Source organism: Bradyrhizobium valentinum (assembly GCF_001440405.1).
Classification (GTDB): Bacteria; Pseudomonadota; Alphaproteobacteria; order Rhizobiales; family Xanthobacteraceae; genus Bradyrhizobium; species Bradyrhizobium valentinum.
The window spans coordinates 1-14287 of sequence record NZ_LLXX01000058.1 but is presented as its reverse complement, the minus strand read 5'-3'; the positions used below and the strand labels follow the sequence as shown (position 1 = coordinate 14287).

At 63.7% G+C, this 14287-nt stretch carries 14 protein-coding genes; 8 read left to right on the top strand and 6 right to left on the bottom strand.

Annotated features, from left to right (window positions below; translation table 11 throughout):
• Positions 1 to 210: 210 nt before the first annotated feature.
• Positions 211 to 3087, bottom strand: a complete 2877-nt coding sequence (locus CP49_RS09810) for an EAL domain-containing protein (RefSeq protein WP_057850061.1) — start codon at positions 3085 to 3087, stop codon at positions 211 to 213.
• Between the two features lie 121 nt (positions 3088 to 3208).
• A complete protein-coding gene (locus CP49_RS09805) occupies positions 3209 to 4207 on the bottom strand; it encodes an NAD(P)H-quinone oxidoreductase (RefSeq protein ID WP_057850060.1) in 999 nt (332 codons plus the stop codon).
• A 117-nt stretch (positions 4208 to 4324) separates the two neighbouring features.
• On the opposite strand from CP49_RS09805, the gene CP49_RS09800 reads away from it, so the two are divergent.
• Positions 4325 to 4516: a DUF1192 domain-containing protein gene (locus CP49_RS09800; RefSeq protein ID WP_057850059.1), complete on the top strand. Its 192-nt coding sequence runs from the start codon at positions 4325 to 4327 to the stop codon at positions 4514 to 4516.
• A 527-nt stretch (positions 4517 to 5043) separates the two neighbouring features.
• On the top strand, positions 5044 to 5556 hold the full coding sequence (gene rcdA, locus CP49_RS09795; RefSeq protein ID WP_057850058.1) for a protease adaptor protein RcdA: 513 nt from the start codon (positions 5044 to 5046) through the stop codon (positions 5554 to 5556).
• 166 nt (positions 5557 to 5722) lie between these two features.
• On the opposite strand, the gene rpmE is transcribed toward rcdA, so the two are convergent.
• Positions 5723 to 5950, bottom strand: a complete 228-nt coding sequence (rpmE, locus tag CP49_RS09790; protein WP_025588166.1) for a 50S ribosomal protein L31 — start codon at positions 5948 to 5950, stop codon at positions 5723 to 5725.
• A 182-nt stretch (positions 5951 to 6132) separates the two neighbouring features.
• Between rpmE and CP49_RS09785 the strand changes: the two genes are divergently transcribed.
• Entirely contained in the window at positions 6133 to 7986 is a 1854-nt protein-coding gene (locus tag CP49_RS09785; protein ID WP_057850064.1) for an ABC transporter ATP-binding protein/permease, read from the top strand.
• A 36-nt stretch (positions 7987 to 8022) separates the two neighbouring features.
• Here the strand turns inward: CP49_RS09785 and CP49_RS09780 are convergent, their stop codons facing one another.
• From CP49_RS09780 to CP49_RS09770, 3 genes are all read right to left on the bottom strand, one after another.
• Positions 8023 to 8469 (bottom strand): GNAT family N-acetyltransferase, encoded by a 447-nt coding sequence (locus tag CP49_RS09780; protein WP_057850063.1) that lies wholly within the window; start codon positions 8467 to 8469, stop codon positions 8023 to 8025.
• Positions 8470 to 8653: 184 nt separating this feature from the next.
• Entirely contained in the window at positions 8654 to 9682 is a 1029-nt protein-coding gene (locus tag CP49_RS09775; RefSeq protein ID WP_057850057.1) for a peptidoglycan -binding protein, read from the bottom strand.
• Between the two features lie 140 nt (positions 9683 to 9822).
• Positions 9823 to 10818, bottom strand: coding sequence for a hypothetical protein (locus tag CP49_RS09770; RefSeq protein WP_057850056.1), 996 nt, complete (start codon positions 10816 to 10818; stop codon positions 9823 to 9825).
• 42 nt (positions 10819 to 10860) lie between these two features.
• Between CP49_RS09770 and CP49_RS48590 the strand changes: the two genes are divergently transcribed.
• The 5 genes from CP49_RS48590 to CP49_RS09750 form a co-directional block, all read left to right on the top strand.
• Positions 10861 to 10995 carry a hypothetical protein gene (locus CP49_RS48590; protein WP_276326576.1) on the top strand — a complete coding sequence of 45 codons (135 nt, stop codon included), beginning with the start codon at positions 10861 to 10863 and terminating at the stop codon, positions 10993 to 10995.
• Complete coding sequence (locus CP49_RS09765; protein ID WP_156438223.1) at positions 10992 to 11147, top strand: hypothetical protein; 156 nt, start codon at positions 10992 to 10994, stop codon at positions 11145 to 11147. Before CP49_RS48590 ends, CP49_RS09765 begins: the two co-directional genes overlap by 4 nt.
• 80 nt (positions 11148 to 11227) lie before the next feature.
• Entirely contained in the window at positions 11228 to 12271 is a 1044-nt protein-coding gene (locus CP49_RS09760) for an SAM-dependent methyltransferase (RefSeq protein ID WP_057850054.1), read from the top strand.
• Between the two features lie 304 nt (positions 12272 to 12575).
• Positions 12576 to 13781: an efflux RND transporter periplasmic adaptor subunit gene (locus CP49_RS09755; protein ID WP_197423063.1), complete on the top strand. Its 1206-nt coding sequence runs from the start codon at positions 12576 to 12578 to the stop codon at positions 13779 to 13781.
• Positions 13782 to 13790: 9 nt separating this feature from the next.
• Positions 13791 to 14287 (top strand): efflux RND transporter permease subunit (locus CP49_RS09750; RefSeq protein WP_197423062.1); only part of this gene is annotated, 497 nt, incomplete at its 3' end.

Sequence of the window (14287 nt, the reverse complement as noted above, 5' to 3'; positions counted from 1 at the left end):
TCTATCTACACCGATTCCATCAACCCAATCTCCCGGGACCAAACACGAACGCAGGGACCCATACCGCGTGATATCTATAGAGGAAGCGCGGTGGCAGACGCTCTGCGTTAATCAACTAGCGCTATGGGCCGCTGTAGCGAAGCTGTCGTGCCGTGTGCCCTTCACGTCGGCCGCGGCGTATGGGCCCCTGCTTTCGCAGGGGCGACAGCACTAGCTCGCGGCCTCCAGCCGTTCTTCCGTGAGCAGCCGCATCGCGGCATCCGCATCCATCGGCTCGCCGAAGGCAAAGCCCTGGGCGTATTCGCAGCCGAGCTGGTAGAGCTCGACCGCATCCGAATCCGTCTCGGCGCCCTCGGCGACCACGTCCATGCCGAGGTCGTGCGCGAGCGCAATGATCGACTTCAGGATCACAGGCCGGGTGCCGCGGCTGGTGGTGCGCACGAAGGACTGGTCGATCTTGATGGTGTCGAACGGAAAACGCTGCAGATAAGCCAGCGAGGAATGGCCGGTGCCGAAATCGTCCAGTGACAGCCCGGTGCCTAGCTCGCGAATGCGCGTCAGCATCTGCGCGGCATGCTCGGGATTCTCCATGACGAGCGATTCCGTCAGCTCCAGTTTCAGCGTGCCGCGCGCGATCGACGAGCGCGACAGCACGGTGCGGATGTCGTGGATCAGGTCGTGCCGCAGCAATTGTCGCGAGGAGACGTTGACGGAGGCGAAGATCGGCTCGCGCGAGCGCATCGCGCGCTGCCACACCGAAAGCTGCCGCGCGGTCTGGTCCAGCACGAACATGCCGAGATCGACGATCAGGCCGATCTCTTCGGCAACGGAGATGAATTCGGAGGGCGACATCCGGCCGAGCTTGGGATGGTCCCAGCGCGCCAGTGCCTCGAAGCCGGCGATCGAGCGGTCTTCCAGCCGCACGATCGGCTGGTACAGAATGGTGATTTCCTGGCGCTCGATGGCGCGGCGCAGTTCGCTTTCCAGCGTCAGGCGGTCGGTCTTGCGCGCGCGCATCGCCGGCTTGTAGACGTCGATGCGGTCGCCGCCGATGCGCTTGGAATGATACATCGCAAGCTCGGCGTCCTTGATGATCTCGTCGGACAATTGCGTCTGCGGATCCGACAGCGCGAGCCCGATGGAAGCGGTCAGGAAGATCTCGCGGTCGTTGAAGGCGATCGGCGCGCGGATGGTCTTGCGGATGGTTTCCGCAAAGGCGGTGATGCGCGCCGGGTCCTGCTCCGACACCAGGATCAGGCCGAACTGATCGCCGGCCAGCCGCGCCAGCGTGTCCTGCGGCTTCAGGATGCGCGTCAGCCGCCGCGCCAGCGTCAGCAGGATGGAGTCGCCGACCGCGATGCCGACGGAATCGTTGACCTGCTTGAAGCGGTCGAGGTCGATCACCATCAGCGTCGGCCGCAGGCTCGGCATGGCCTTGGTGAAATTGGCGACGGCCCCGAGGCGATCGATGAACAGCTTGCGGTTCGGCAGGCCGGTGAGGTTGTCATGCACGGAGTCATGGAGCATGCGCTCCTCGGCGTTCTTGATTTCGGTGACGTCGGTCAGCGTGCCGACCACGCGGGACACCTCGCCGTCGGAGCCGACCACCGGGCGCGCCTTCAGCGCGAACCACATGAAGTGGCCGTCGGGGGTACGCAGGCGGAAATCCTGCACCAGCCGGCCGCGGCGCTGGTCGAGCACGCTGTCGAGCGCGGCGCGGAAGCGATCCTGGTCGAGCGGATGCAGCACCTCCAGCCATTTTGCGGCCGGACCTTCCAGCGTGCCGCGCTTCAGCCCGAGCAGGCTTTCGGTCTCCGGGCTGGTGAATACCTTGTCGGCGGAAACGTCCCAGTCCCAGATCAGGTCGCCGGAGCCCGTCAGCGCCAGCGCGCGGCGTTCGATGTCGGAGACAATGCCGGTGGTCGCGCCGCCGCCGGCGAACGCGTGCTGCATGACCGTAAATCCGATCAGCATCACGATCAGCACGAGGCCGCCAAGCAGGGCGGGGCCTACGATGTCGTTGGTGACGGAGCCTGCCACCGTCATGCCGGCCGCGATCACCCAGACTACCAGCAGGAACCAGGTCGGGATCAAGAGCACCGCGCGGTCGAAACCATGCGTCGAGAGGTAGACGATCAGCGCAAAGCCGGCGAAGGCGATCAGCACCAGCGAGATGCGCGCAATGCCGGAGGCAACCGCGGGATCGAACAGCGCCAGCGCCACCAGCGAGCCGAGGAAAGCCAGCCAGCCGACGGTGATGTGGGAATAGCGCACATGCCAGCGGCTTAAGTTGAGATAGGCGAACAGGAACACCAGCAGCGTCGCCGCGAGGATCGCTTCGCCGGCCGCGCGCCAGACGCGCTCGGCATTGTTCGACATGTCGAGCACCTTGCCCCAGAAGCCGAAATCGACGCCGATATAGACCAGCACCGCCCAGGCCAGCGCAGCGGCGGCGGGGAACATGATGCTGCCCTTCACCACGAACAGGATCGTCAGCACCAGCGCCAAGAGGCCGGAGATGCCGATCACGATGCCCTGGTAGAGCGTGAACGAGTTGACCTTGTCCTTGTAGGCGTCGGGTTCCCAGAGATAGAGCTGCGGCAGCTTGTCGGTGCGCAGTTCTGCCACGAAGGTGATGACAGCGCCGGGATCGAGCGTGATGCGGAAGATATCGGCGGTCGCGCTTTCCTGCCGCTCGGGTCGGTCGCCGGTCGATGGCGTGATGGTTGCGATGCGCGACAGGCCGAGGTCGGGCCACAACAGGCCCGATGACACGATGCGATAGTGCGGCGCGACGATCAGGCGGTCGAGCTGGTCGTCGGTGTTGTTGGCAAGCGCGAACACCACCCAGTTCTGTCCACCCTCGCGGGCGCGGACCTCGATGCGGCGCACGATGCCGTCGGTTCCCGGCGCCGTCGAAACCTGGATGCGGTCGGTTTCGCTGCGCTGATGATCGAGCACGGCGGTCAAATCGATGGCGGGCGCGTCACTGCGGACGCTGACCGCGTCAATGGCGTGCGCCGCCGGCGCGACGGCAACAATCATGAGGCCCAGCGCCAACAGCGCAAGGCACCTGATCAGACGCAATGTCAGTACTCCGCGAACAACGACCCTCTCGGACCTGCGAATGGCCCGGCGTTATCCGCGATAAATGACATGAAAGCGAAGCGAATCAAAGGGTTTCCGCCTTCGCTCCACTCGCGATCGGTTAAACCGCCAACACAATTTTGCCAATATGTGCGCTGGTCTCCATTCGCCGGTGCGCGTCGGCGGCCTTTTCCAGCGGGAATGAGCTGTCCATCAGCGGTTTTACGCGTCCCTCGCGCAATAACGGCATGACCTTGGCTTCGATCGCGGCCACCATCGCCGCCTTATCCGCATTAGTACGGGGGCGCAGCGTCGAGCCTGTATGGGTCAGCCGCTTCACCATCACCTTGGCAATGTTGACGTTGACCTTGGGTCCGTTGAGGGTTGCGATCTGCACGATACGGCCGTCGACCGCGGCGGCATCATAGTTGCGATCGACATAGTCGCCGGCCACCATGTCGAGGATCAGGTTCGCGCCGACATTGTTGGTCTCCGCCTTGACCACGGCCACGAAATCTTCGGTCTTGTAATTGATCGCGCGGTCGGCGCCGAGTTTCAGGCAGGCGTCGATCTTGTCCTGCGAGCCGACGGTCACGATCACCTTGGAGCCGAACGCCTTGGCGAGCTGGATCGCCATCGTGCCGATGCCGGACGAGCCGCCGTGGATCAGCAAGGTCTCGCCCGGCTTCAGCGCGCCGCGCTCGAACACATTGTGCCAGACTGTCATCAGCGTTTCCGGGATTGCACCGGCTTCCTGAATCGAGAGCGACGGCGGCACTGCCATCGCCTGCGCGTCTTGCGCAATGCAATATTGGGCGTAGCCGCCGCCCGCCACCAACGACATCACCTTGTCGCCGAGCTTGTGCTTGGTGGCGCCTTCGCCGAGGGCAACCACTTCGCCTGCGATTTCAAGGCCGGGAAGGTCGCTGGCGCCGGGCGGCGGCGGGTAGGCGCCGGAGCGTTGCGCGACATCGGGGCGGTTGACGCCGGCGGCCATCACCTTGACCAGGATTTCGCCCGGACCGGGTGTCGGCACTGCGCGGGTTTCGGGCAACAGTACTTCCGGGCCGCCGGGCTTGCTGATGCCGACGACGGTCATTTGCGCGGGCAGCTTTTCCATGATTTGTCCTTGCGAAACGCTGAGAATAAGCCGCCCCTGATTAGCCAGCCCGGCTCCGGCTGGCAACCGCTTCAGGGGCGCCGCGCCCGCAAGGATTGGCCCGGAAGGAGGAAGCGCATGGCGATCGAGGATGACGACAAGCCGCGGAAGAAGATCACTCATGAGATCGGCCAGGACCTGTCGCTGCTGTCGGTGGAGGAATTGACCGAGCGCATCGCGCTGATGAATTCGGAAATCGAACGGTTGCAGGAAGCAGTCAACAAAAAGCGCGCGTCAAAGGACGCTGCGAACAGCTTCTTCAAGTCGTAGGATTTTTAGAACTCGATCTCTCCTCTCGTCGTCCCGGACAAGCGAGCGCAGCGAACGCGATCCGGGACCCATACGCCGCGGCCCCCGCTTGGGGCAGGGCCGCTGGCCGACTTTCCCTCAATTTCATCCGCCGGTGGTTATGGGTCCCCGCGTGCGCGGGGACGACTCGTGGAGAGGCCGAGTCAATCTCAAAACTCGGCCAGTGGCCGACATGGCAAATAATCCCTAAAGAAAATCGCTCGTTTACGAACAATTAAGCTTTCTCGATTATGACTGTCATTGTCCTCGTTTGGACACCGAGTGGCTCCTGTCCACTCTGTTTGACGCCTCCCTGTTATCAACTTCAAAAGCCGCCGGAAACGGCGGCTCTTTTTTGTGCTCAGCACGGCTATTTTGTGCCCCCACGAGCTGGAAACCATAAATCCGGTTGCCGCTGGACTCTCGACCTCGCCCGAGCAATGATTTGTTCATCATAAGCCGGTGGGTTCACAGCCGGTGGGGCAAATAGTGGCGTGAGGGCGTTAACCATGGCGGACCGTTCGCAAAGCGAATCCGCGCTCGTTCAGTTCAGCGAGCGGCTCACCAATTCCGCAGCGTTCGGAGTCCTGTTTCGGGAAGGTATGGATCTGGTCGAGGAAACCGCCGCCTATCTCGACGGCGACGGCCGCACCGATGCCAAGGCGCTCGAACGTTCTGTCAGCCTCACTTACGCAACCGAAAGCATGCGCCTCACCACCCGCCTGATGCAGCTCGCGTCCTGGCTGTTGTTGCATCGCGCGGTCAAGGAAGGCGAGATGACGCTGAGCCAGGCCAACCGGGAAAAGACCAAGGTCAAGCTCACCGCCGCCGATCCCGGGTCCGAGGACATGATCGCAAAGCTGCCGCTGCCATTGCAGGATCTGATTGCGCGCTCGATGAGCCTGCAGGCCCGGGTCCGCCGGCTCGACACCACGATCCACGCGCCATCAGCGGAACGGGCCCCGATCGGCAATCCGCTGGTGCCGCAGCTCAACCGCCTGAAAGCGGCGTTCGAGCAGTAAGTCTCTCAGCGTCATTCCGGGGCGCGAAGCGAACCCGGAATCTCGAGATTCCGGGTCTGGTCCTTCGGACCATCCCGGAATGACGGCAGTGAAAGCACGCAACAAAAAACGCCCCGGTAAACCGGGGCGTTTCGCAATTTTGGTCTCGAAGAGGGGACTTGCGGCCTCAGTCCTTCTTGAGGAAGCCCGAAAACTTCTTCTGGAAGCGCGACACACGGCCGCCGCGGTCGAGGAGCTGCTGCGAACCGCCGGTCCAGGCCGGATGCGACTTGGGATCGATATCGAGGTTCAGCTTGTCGCCTTCCTTGCCCCAGGTGGAGCGGGTCTGGTATTCGGTCCCGTCGGTCATCACGACCGTAATCATATGATAATTCGGATGAATTTCGGCTTTCATGGTATATCCTTCGGCGCGCCGGCGCCCGTCTCAAAAGTCAGGGGATACGGGATTTGGCGGCTCTATAACGTAAGCCGCCCGTCAAAACAAGCTACGCATAGGCCCTGATTGGGAATCTCCCGGATTTGCCAGAGCGGGCCGCGGGGGCCTATCTGGAGGCGAAAAAAAACGGGTCGGATTTCATGAGCGCAGTGGAACAGATTGAAGCCTCCCGCGGCACGCCGCCGCGCGACGCCCTGCTCGAGGAAGAGGCCTTCATCGAGCGCCAGTTGACGCAGTCGCCGGCCAAAACCGGCGCCAGGCTGCGGCCGCTCCTGGCATTGGTGCCCTACGTCGCCCGCTACCGCGGACGCGCGCTGCTCGCCTTCGTCTCGCTGACGGTGGCTGCGATCACCACGCTGGTCGTGCCGATCGCGGTCAGGCGCATGATCGATTTCGGCTTCAGCCCCGAAGGCATCGTCCTGATCAACAGCTATTTCAGCGTCATGATCGCGATTGTCGCGGTGCTCGCCGCGGCAAGCGCGTCCCGCTACTACCTCGTCATGACGATCGGCGAGCGCATCGTCGCCGATCTCAGGCGCGACGTGTTCGCGCATCTGGTCTCGCTGTCGCCCGCCTTCTTCGATTCCGCGCGCTCGGGTGAACTGGTGTCGCGGCTGACCGCCGATACCACGCAGATCAAGTCGGCCGTCGGCGCCTCGGTGTCGATCGCGCTGCGCAACATGATGCTGTTCATCGGCGCCACCACCATGATGGTGATCACGAGCCCGAAACTGTCGGGCTTCGTGCTGCTGGCGATCCCGTTGATCGTGATTCCGCTTGTTGCGTTCGGGCGCTGGGTGCGGCGGCTGTCGCGCAACGCCCAGGATACGCTGGCGGACGCCAGCGCCTATGCCTCCGAACTGGTCGGCGCGATCAGGACGGTGCAGGCCTATACCAGCGAGCGGATGGCGACGGCGCGCTTCGGCGGCGAGGTCGAGCAGGCCTATGAGGCGGCGCGCAACTCGACGCGGGCGCGCGCGGTGCTCACCCTGATCATCATCTTCATCGTGTTCTCCAGCGTCGTCGCGATCCTCTGGGTCGGCTCGCACGACGTGCTGACCGGGCAGATCACGCCGGGCCGGCTCGGCCAGTTCGTGCTGTATGCGGCCTTTGCGGCAACCGGTCTCGGTCAGCTCAGCGAGGTCTGGGGCGAAGTCTCGGCTGCGTCCGGCGCCGCCGAACGGCTGTTCGAGATCCTGCGTGTCAAATCGCAGATCACGGCGCCGCCGCAGCCGGTCGCGCTGCCGCAGCCGGCGCGCGGCGACGTCGGTTTCGAGAATGTCAGCTTCGCCTATCCGATGCGGCCGGAAGTGCTCGCGATCGACAACGTTTCGCTGTCGGTCAAGGCTGGCGAGAAGGTCGCGATCGTCGGACCGTCAGGGGCGGGCAAGAGCACGCTGTTTCATCTCCTGCTGCGCTTCTACGATCCCGCGCGCGGCACGATCTCGCTCGATGGCGTGCCGATCAAGTCGGCCGATCCGGTCGACGTCCGCGCGCGCATCGCGCTGGTGCCGCAGGACTCGGTGGTGTTCGCTGCCTCCGCGCGCGAAAACATCCGCTTCGGCCGGCCGGATGCGAGCGATGCCGAAGTCGAGCGCGCCGCCGATCTCGCCCATGCCGCCGAATTCCTGCGCCGGCTACCCGGCGGATTCGAGACGCAACTCGGCGAGCGCGGCGTGACGCTGTCCGGCGGCCAGCGCCAGCGCATCGCGATCGCCCGCGCCATCCTGCGCGATGCGCCGCTGTTGCTGCTCGACGAGGCGACCTCCGCGCTCGATGCGGAAAGCGAGACGCTGGTGCAGACCGCGCTGGAAGAGTTGATGCGCCGCCGCACCACGCTCGTGATCGCCCATCGCCTCGCCACCGTGCTGTCCTGCGATCGCATCATGGTGATGGACCAGGGCAGGATCGTCGAACAGGGCACGCATGCGGAGCTGGTTGCGGCGAACGGGCTGTACGCGCGGCTGGCGCGGCTGCAGTTCGAGGGGATTTGAGGTCCTCAGTCGCCCACTAAACGGAAAACGCCTCGGTCATCCCCACCGCATCTTCAGCACCGGCTTGCCCGACGTCGGATTGACGTCCTCGCCGGCATGCGCAAAGCCGTTGCGTTCGTAGAAGCGGATGGCGTGCGCATTGTCCTTGTTGACCAGCAGCGTGACGCCATCGGGTGACAGGCGCTTGGCTTCATCGACCAGTGCCGTGGCAATTGCCGAGCCCCAGTGATCCGGGCTGACGACGAGCTGATCGAGATAGCCTTTTCGGTCGATGGTCACGAAACCGATCAGCCTATCCGCCTCTTCGGCGACGATGATCTGCGCGTTCGCCACCAGTTCGTTGCGCCAGCGCTCACGCCACCACGGCACGCGCGCGGTGAAATCGATTCCGGGATAGGCCTGCTGCCACGTCAGCCGCCACAGCTCGATTGCCGCATCTTCGTCCTCGGCGCGATAGGGACGGAGGTGGAAGGAGGCGTTCATCGGAACACAGTCGTCATTGCCGGGCTTGACCCGGGCATCCATCCACTTCGTGAGAATCTCATTTTGATGGATTGCCGGGTCCCGGCTACGCCAAGGCTTCGCCGTGGCTTTCCCGTGTTGGCGCGCCGAAGCTTTAGCGAAGGCGGCAAGCCCGGCAATGACGACTTTTTTGAAACAATCACCACTACCGCTCCGTCAGCTTCAGCTCGATGCGGCGGTTGCGCTTGTAGGATTCTTCGGTGGGAGCGCTGTCGAGCGGCTGGAATTCGGCAAAGCCGGCGGCGACCAGCCGCTGTGCAGGCACGCCGAGCGAGACCAGATATTGCACCACCGAGATGGCGCGCGCCGACGACAATTCCCAGTTCGACTTGAACAGCGGCGAGTTGATCGGCCGCATGTCGGTGTGGCCGTCGACCCGCAGCACCCATCCGATCTCGCTCGGAATCTGCTTGTCCAGATCGATCAGCGCAGCGGCGAGCTTGTCGAGTTCGGTGCGGCCCTCGGGAAGCAAAAGCGCCTGGCCGGTATCGAAGAACACTTCCGACTGGAACACGAAGCGGTCGCCGACGATCCGGATATCGGGGCGATTGCCCAGAATGGCGCGCAGGCGGCCGAAGAATTCCGAACGGTAGCGCGACAATTCCTGCACGCGCTGCGCCAGCGCGACGTTCAGGCGCTGGCCGAGATCGGCGATCCTCCCTTGCGATTCCTTGTCGCGCTTTTCGGAGGCTTCCAGCGCTTCCTCGAGCGCCGCGAGCTGGCGGCGCAGGGCGCTGATCTGCTGGTTCAGCACCTCGATCTGGGCGAGTGCGCGCGAGGAAACCGTCTTTTCCGATTCAAGGGCCTTGTTGAGCTCGTTGGCGCGGCCCTGGGCGTCGCCGCCGGCGCCGGCCAGTCCCTCGTAAAGCCCCTTGATGCGGTCGCGTTCGCTTTCCGCGGCGGCAAGACCGGCGCGCAATTGCCCGAGCTGGTCGTCGAGCGTGATCTTGCCGAGCTTTTCCAGCGACAGCAGGTCGTTGAGCTGCGCGATCTTGGCGTTGAGCTGCTCCAGTGCCTTGTCCTTGCCGGTGACTTCCTGCGACAGGAAGAACTGCACCACCAGAAATACCGACAGCAGGAACACGATCGACAGCACCAGCGTCGACAGCGCGTCGACGAACCCCGGCCAGTAGTTGAAACCGGATTCGCTGCGGCGGGCACGGGCGAGGGCCATTGGTAATTCTCCGCTTCTCGTTTCCCGGACGCGGTGCAGCGTCAAACGCTGCGACGCAGAGCCGGGACCTATCTTCGATGGGCCCCGGCTCTGCAGCGCAGCACCTCGTGCTGCACTGCGTCCGGGGCGCGCGCTCTTGTTCAGCTCTTCTCGGGCTGCTTGGCGATCCGCTCCAGGAGCTTCTTGATCTCGCGATTTTGCTCGCCCTGGCCGTCGGCCCATTCGCGGATCATCTGCTGCTCGGTGCGCATATGCGCGACCAGGCCCTGGATCGCCTCGGCGAGATTGGCCATCGCCGCCGTGGTGTTGCGGCTGCCGCCGCTCTCTTCCACCACGGTGCGTATGCGATCCATCGCATGCTGCAGTTCGCCACTAATGACGCCGGAGCCATCGCCATATTCGCGCACCGTGGAGGCGAGCCAGTCCTCGAGGTCCGTATAGAAGCGGTTCTGCGCCTGGCTCGACTGCAGGTCGAGGAAACCCAGGATCAGGGAGCCGGCGAGGCCGAACAGCGAGGACGAGAACGAAATGCCCATGCCGCCGAGCGGCGCGGCCAGCCCCTCTTTCAGGGTGTCGAACAGCGAGCCGGCATCGCCGCCGACCTTCAAACCGTCGATCACCTTGCCGACGGAACCCACGGTTTCGATCAGGCCCCAGAAGGTGCCGAGCAGGCCGAGAAAGACGAGCAAGCCCGTCATGTAGCGGGAAATATCCCGGGCCTCATCCAGCCGCGTCGCGATCGAATCCAGGAGGTGCCGCATGGTCTGCTGCGAGATCGTCATCCGCCCCGCGCGTTCGCCGCCGAGGATGGCCGCCATCGGCGCCAGCAAGGTCGGGCGCCGTTCGATCGCCAGCCCGGGATCGGCGATACGGAAATTGTTGACCCAGGCTACTTCCGGATAGAGCCGAACCACCTGCCGGAACGACAGGATGATGCCGATCAGGAGCACCCCGCCGATCAGCGCATTGAGGCCGGGATTGGCAAAGAATGCGACCATGATCTGCTTGTAGAGCACGATCGTGACCAGCGCGCACAGCACCAGGAACACCAGCATCCGCACCAGGAAAATGCGGGGCGAGGACAGTTTGCTCAGTTCGATCTCCATTTCGGAGCGGGAGGAGTGGCCTGAGGGCATTTGCGGGGTGTCATCCGTTACGAAAGGCCGCTGGAGGCCAATATGGCACAGCGGGCCGGAGAAAAAAGCTGGGAAGCCGCGATTTCGGGCAGAGGATGGTGGAACCTCTTCCCGAAACCCGGCTTTGACATCAGCGTATTTTGGAACGCTTCGATGTCCAACCGGGATTTTTCATGACGGTCTTAGATCTCGAGGCGCTGGCGGCAATTGCGGCATCGCTTTCCGCCTTGTGGCCGGACGGAGGCGCCCCGCCCGATGCCCGGCAATGGCGCTATCGCGACCGCCGGTTGCGCACCAGCTTGTTCTTCCCGCAGCCGCCGCCGGCATGATCCCGACCCCCAAGGGGTCGGGTCAGCGCAGAGTGGGGACTGGCTTCGCAAAGCATCGCGCTTAAAGAGGGAGTGGTCACATGAGCTTCGTCTCCACGATCATAGGCACCGCCGAGCGCGTGCCGTTGCCCGACGCCATCGTCCGGGCCGCAATCCACCAGCTCTGCTCACGCACCGCCACGAGGCTCGCCACCGGGAATACGGAAAGCGATGCCTGGCTCGCCGACGAAATGGCGGCCCGCGCCATCGCCGACTATACCGACGAGCCCGACGCACGGCCCCACGAGGTACCGGCCGAGTTCTTTGCCCGCTTGCTCGGTCCCAATCGCAAATATTCCTGTTGCTTCTACAGGGAGGCGTCCTCGACCCTGCAGGAGGCCGAGGAGGAAGCGCTGCGCCAGACCGTCGAACACGCCGATCTCGTCGGCGGACAATCGATCCTCGAGCTCGGCTGCGGCTGGGGTTCGCTATCGCTGTGGATGGCGCGGCAATTCCCGCATTCGCAGGTCACGGCGATTTCCAACTCGAACGCGCAGCGCGTATATATCGAGGGCGAAGCCGGAAAGCGCGGCTTGGCCAATCTGCGCGTCATCACATCGGACATGAACCGGTTCGCGCCGGAGGCGCGGTTCGACCGCATCGTCTCCATCGAGATGTTCGAGCACATGGTCAACTGGCGCGAACTGATGACGCATCTGCGCACCTGGCTGGAACCCGATGGTCGCTTCTTCCTGCACATCTTCACCCATCGCTCCGGCGCCCATCTGTTCGATCGCGGCGATGGGCGGGACTGGATCGCGCAACATTTCTTTACCGGCGGCGTGATGCCAAGCCACCATCTGATCCGGCAATATGCCGATCTGCTCGAGGTCGAAAAGGAATGGCGCTGGAGCGGCACGCATTACCAGCGCACGGCTGAGGACTGGCTGAACAATTTCGATACGCATCGCGACGAAATCGAAGGCGTGCTCCGCAAGGTTTACGGCGGCGAGACCGCGTTGTGGATGCGGCGCTGGCGCTGGTTCCTTCTCGCCACCGCGGGCCTGTTCGGATACGCCGGTGGCAGCGAGTGGGGCGTTAGCCATTACCGGATGAAGGCGACCGGTCAGGCCGGCCTTAACTGATTCGTGCCGGATGCCTCGTGTTCCGGCATCTGCTGCAATAATGACCGTTCCCTGCCCGCTTGTTTTTGATCCAAACCAAGAACGCTGCGATGGAACTCGGCTCACAATCGAGTGAGTCCAGAAAAATGGACGCTAATTCAGCGCGATAGCGTTGTGTGACATTGGGCCGCCGCGAGACCGTATTGCGTCGCAGCAGGCTCTCCCTATCCTATATACCATCAACCGTGAGTTCCCACGATCTCCTACGACAACGTCGCGAATGCTCAAATTCGCGCTTCAACTTTGAACTGGGGCAATGCTTTCAATGTCCGGACTTCGAACGCAATCGGCATGCATCGTTTTGATGTTGACTGCGATGGCGCCGCTTTTGGCTGGCTGTAATGAACCCATCGCCGCGACCGCCGCGGCAAAACCGCCTGAAGCTGAAGTAGGCACCTTCACCGTGCGCTCTCAGTCCCGCGCCATCGTTCGGGAATTGCCCGGCCGAATCGCGCCCACCCGGGTTTCGGAGGTTCGTGCACGGGTCTCAGGCATCATCGTCGAACGCCTGTTCCAGCAGGGCACCGAGGTCAAAGCCAGCGATCCACTGTACCGGATCGACCCCAAGCCGTTCGAGGTGGAACTGCAGGCGAGCGAAGCCGCACTGGACAAGGCAGAGGCTGCGCTCGATCTCGCCGCACAGCATGCGCGGCGCATCGCGACGCTGACCAGCCAGCGCGCGGCGCCGGAGGCCGAGAACGAAAAGGCCATCGCGGCTCAGCGTCAGGCGGAAGCCGAAGTCGGCAGCCGCCAGGCCGAAGTTGCGCGCGCCAGGCTGAACCTTGATTATGCCACGATCCGTGCGCCGATCAGCGGCGTCGTCGGCGCCGCGCTGGTGAGCGAAGGTGCGCTGGTGGTGCAGAACGAAACTACCAGCCTCGCCACGATCCAGCAGCTCGACCCGATCTACGCCGACTTCACTCAGTCGGTCTCGGAAATGAACAAGCTGCGCCGTGCCTTTGACAATGGCGATCTCGACCGGATCGCGCCCGACGCGGCCAAGGTCCGACTCGTGCTCGACGACGGCACGCTCTATCCGATTCCCGGCAAACTGCTGTTTTCCGAAGCCAAGGTGGATGCCTATACCGGACAGGTCACACTGCGCGGACAGTTTCCGAATCCGAATCGCGAACTACTGCCGGGCATGTATGTCCGCGTCCTGATCGAGCAGGGCATCGATTCCGACGCCATCGCCGTGCCGCAGCAGGCGATTCAGCGCGATGCCGGCGGCGGCAGCGAAGTCTTCGTGGTCAAGGACGACGGCCGCGTGGCGACGCAGCCGGTCCGTACCGGCGCGGTGCAGGACGGCTTGTGGCTGGTCAGCGAGGGCCTGAAGGAAGGCGACCGCGTCATCGTCGACGGATTCCAGAAATTCGTGCCCGGCGACAAGGTCAAGGCGAAGGCGTGGATCGACGCGGATGCCTCGGTTGGTACAATACCGGGACCGCCGGCGACCCAAGCATCCCGCTGAGATCGGGAGATGCCTAGTTTCTTCATCGACAGGCCGATCTTCGCCTGGGTGGTCGCGCTCTTCATCTGCCTGGTCGGCGCGATTTCGATTCCGCTATTGGCGGTCGCGCAATATCCGATCATCGCGCCGCCCTCGATCTCGATCTCGACCAGCTATCCCGGCGCATCGCCCGAGAACCTCTACAACAGCGTTACGCGACTGATCGAGGAGGAGCTCAACGGCGCCTCCGGCATCCTCAATTTCGAATCCACCAGCGACTCGCTGGGGCAGGTCGAAATCATCGCCAACTTCGTGCCCGGCACCGAGACCGGCGCGGCATCGGTCGAGGTGCAGAACCGCCTCAAGCGCGTCGAGGCGCGGCTGCCGCGCGCGGTGATCCAGCAGGGCATCCTGGTCGAGGAAGCCTCCTCGGCCGTGCTGCAGATCATCACGCTGAACTCGACCGATGGCTCGCTCGACGAAATCGGCCTCGGCGATTTCATGATCCGCAACGTGCTCGGCGAAAT

Bases quoted from the DNA above. Each gene is read 5' to 3' on its own strand.
- CP49_RS09805 (WP_057850060.1), bottom strand. From the start codon at position 4,207: ATGGAAAAGCTGCCCGCGCAAATGACCGTCGTCGGCATCAGCAAGCCC.
- CP49_RS09800 (WP_057850059.1), top strand. From the start codon at position 4,325: ATGGCGATCGAGGATGACGACAAGCCGCGGAAGAAGATCACTCATGAG.
- rcdA (WP_057850058.1), top strand. From the start codon at position 5,044: ATGGCGGACCGTTCGCAAAGCGAATCCGCGCTCGTTCAGTTCAGCGAG.
- rpmE (WP_025588166.1), bottom strand. From the start codon at position 5,950: ATGAAAGCCGAAATTCATCCGAATTATCATATGATTACGGTCGTGATG.
- CP49_RS09785 (WP_057850064.1), top strand. From the start codon at position 6,133: ATGAGCGCAGTGGAACAGATTGAAGCCTCCCGCGGCACGCCGCCGCGC.
- CP49_RS09780 (WP_057850063.1), bottom strand. From the start codon at position 8,469: ATGAACGCCTCCTTCCACCTCCGTCCCTATCGCGCCGAGGACGAAGAT.
- CP49_RS09775 (WP_057850057.1), bottom strand. From the start codon at position 9,682: ATGGCCCTCGCCCGTGCCCGCCGCAGCGAATCCGGTTTCAACTACTGG.
- CP49_RS09770 (WP_057850056.1), bottom strand. From the start codon at position 10,818: ATGCCCTCAGGCCACTCCTCCCGCTCCGAAATGGAGATCGAACTGAGC.
- CP49_RS48590 (WP_276326576.1), top strand. From the start codon at position 10,861: ATGGCACAGCGGGCCGGAGAAAAAAGCTGGGAAGCCGCGATTTCGGGC.
- CP49_RS09765 (WP_156438223.1), top strand. From the start codon at position 10,992: ATGACGGTCTTAGATCTCGAGGCGCTGGCGGCAATTGCGGCATCGCTT.
- CP49_RS09760 (WP_057850054.1), top strand. From the start codon at position 11,228: ATGAGCTTCGTCTCCACGATCATAGGCACCGCCGAGCGCGTGCCGTTG.
- CP49_RS09755 (WP_197423063.1), top strand. From the start codon at position 12,576: ATGTCCGGACTTCGAACGCAATCGGCATGCATCGTTTTGATGTTGACT.